The organism is Bacteroides sp. LFL-34, from assembly GCF_027257075.1.
Taxonomy (GTDB): domain Bacteria; phylum Bacteroidota; class Bacteroidia; order Bacteroidales; family Bacteroidaceae; genus Bacteroides; species Bacteroides ovatus.
The window spans coordinates 1-2,037 of record NZ_JAPQKZ010000119.1 but is presented as its reverse complement, the minus strand read 5'-3'; the positions used below and the strand labels follow the sequence as shown (position 1 = coordinate 2,037).

Sequence of the window (2,037 nt, the reverse complement as noted above, 5' to 3'; positions counted from 1 at the left end):
TAGTGCCATTAGCAAAGATATAGGAATGTATTATCCAAACCTATTCATCCTATAACAGAATGATTTACAGAATAAAAAACTGTATTTTTAGGATAATGCTGGGGTTTGGATAACTGTTGCTGACGGTTTTGGCTTACAATGTCGGCCATAGCAGATTGTTAGGATATGGTAAACGCCCGAAGAGTAACCTTATCAAGAAAATCGAGTCCGGCGACAGAGATTTTTACGAAGAGTATATCTCGTACCGTTGCTACAAAGGCAAGCCTATTCCCAGCATCGAACGCCGCAGAAAAAGAGAGTTTCAATTGCTGTATATCCCGTAGCCGTTATTTAAAGAGCCTTCCCTTAAGCAATTGAGTGGAGGCTCTTATTGTATCATCTTAAACCAAATCACATTATGGCAACAATTAAAGTAAAACTACGTCCATCATCAGTCGCAGGGCGTGCAGGAACTGTATATTATCAAGTGACTCATCGTAGAGCGACACAACAGATAACAACCAATATCCGATTGCAGCCTGACGAATGGGATGCAATAGGTGAACAGGTTGTTGTAAGTGTTGCAGACAAGAGCATTATTCAGAATCGTATAGATAGTGATATTGCACTATTGAAACGAATTGTCAAAGACTTGGATAATAGCGGAGTAACCTATTCGGTTGGAGATATTATCAAACGCTACAAGTCTCCAGAATGTCATGTGTCTGTATTGGACTTTATGAAGAATCAGATACGGTTGATGCGTAATGCCAATCGTTTGGGTACAGCCCTGAACTATGAGAAAACGATGAAAAACTTCGCCGAGTTTCTTGGTGGAGTCAACTTGCCGTTTTCGGCAATGACGGAACAACTTATTGCGGACTACAATGCCTTCCTTGTGCAGCGAGGGATGGTTAGGAACTCTATTTCATTCTATATGCGTATAATGCGTGCCGTTTACAACAAGGCAGTTAGACACAAGTTTGTTGAACAATCACATCCGTTTACAGAGGTTTATACTGGTATAGATCGTACCCGCAAGCGTGCTGTTTCAGAGTCTGTAATATCGCAGTTATATAAACTGAAATTAACAGAAGATACTCCTCTTGCACTTGCAAGGGATATATTTATTTTCAGCTATTGTACCCGTGGAATGGCATTCGTAGATATTGCCTATTTGAAGAAAGAAAACATTCAAAACGGAGTGATATGTTATGCCCGTCGCAAAACGGGACAATTATTGAGTGTGCGTATAGAACCAAGTATCCAGCGTATAATTGACAGATATTCATCGGCATTATCGCCTTATGTTTTCCCTATTTTGACTTCTACGGACACAAAGGAGGCATACGAAGAGTATCAAGTCGCAATCAACAACCATAATAGACAGTTGAGACGATTATCAAAGATGTTGCCTGCCGGTTGCAAATTGACATCATACACTTCTCGCCACAGTTGGGCTACCGCTGCGAGAAATCATAATGTTCCCATTTCTGTCATCAGTGCTGGTATGGGACATACCTCGGAACAGACAACGCAGATTTATCTAACAATGTTGGAAAACTCGGTGATAGATGATGCCAATCAAGGACTTATCAGGTCTTTATTGGAGTAGTTCCACGAAAGAACTATAATTGCAATGTAAGACCTTGATTAAAAATGTAATGCAAAATAAATAACTGACATTTTCATAACATTTTTAATCATAGCCTACTGATTTATAAAAATTTACAAGCTATACAAACATTCATCTTTTATCTTTATAAAATAACAAAATTTTCATAATTCGTTGAATATAAATTTATTTGGTGTCATCATTTAATTTTTTGAAGAAGAAAAAATAATCGCCTGTTTCTACCTTTCCTTGAACAATTTTTAGTAATTTTGCAAACGGAGTATAGTTCTTTCGTGGAACTATTAGAAATAAATGAATCAAAAAATTAAAATAAACAGATAGCTAAAAAGTAAATTTGAGAAAAGCGTAGCGATTCAACTGAAAGAGTGGTCGTTACGCTTTTGCTTTTGATGTGGAAAAGGTCGTTTGCAGACATCCAAAAG

Annotated in this window: 1 protein-coding gene and 1 pseudogene; both read left to right on the top strand. The window is 37.7% G+C overall.

The genetic code is table 11. From position 1 onward, the window contains the following. Positions 1-113: 113 nt before the first annotated feature. Positions 114-323 (top strand): annotated as a pseudogene (locus N5O98_RS27075) (glycoside hydrolase family protein); the annotation flags it as partial. Positions 324-397: 74 nt separating this feature from the next. Further along, positions 398-1,594, top strand: coding sequence for a site-specific integrase (locus N5O98_RS27070; protein WP_007834011.1), 1,197 nt, complete (start codon positions 398-400; stop codon positions 1,592-1,594). Positions 1,595-2,037: the final 443 nt, after the last annotated feature.

Excerpts from the sequence above, each read along its gene's own strand:
- N5O98_RS27070 (WP_007834011.1), top strand. The coding sequence starts at position 398 with ATGGCAACAATTAAAGTAAAACTACGTCCATCATCAGTCGCAGGGCGT.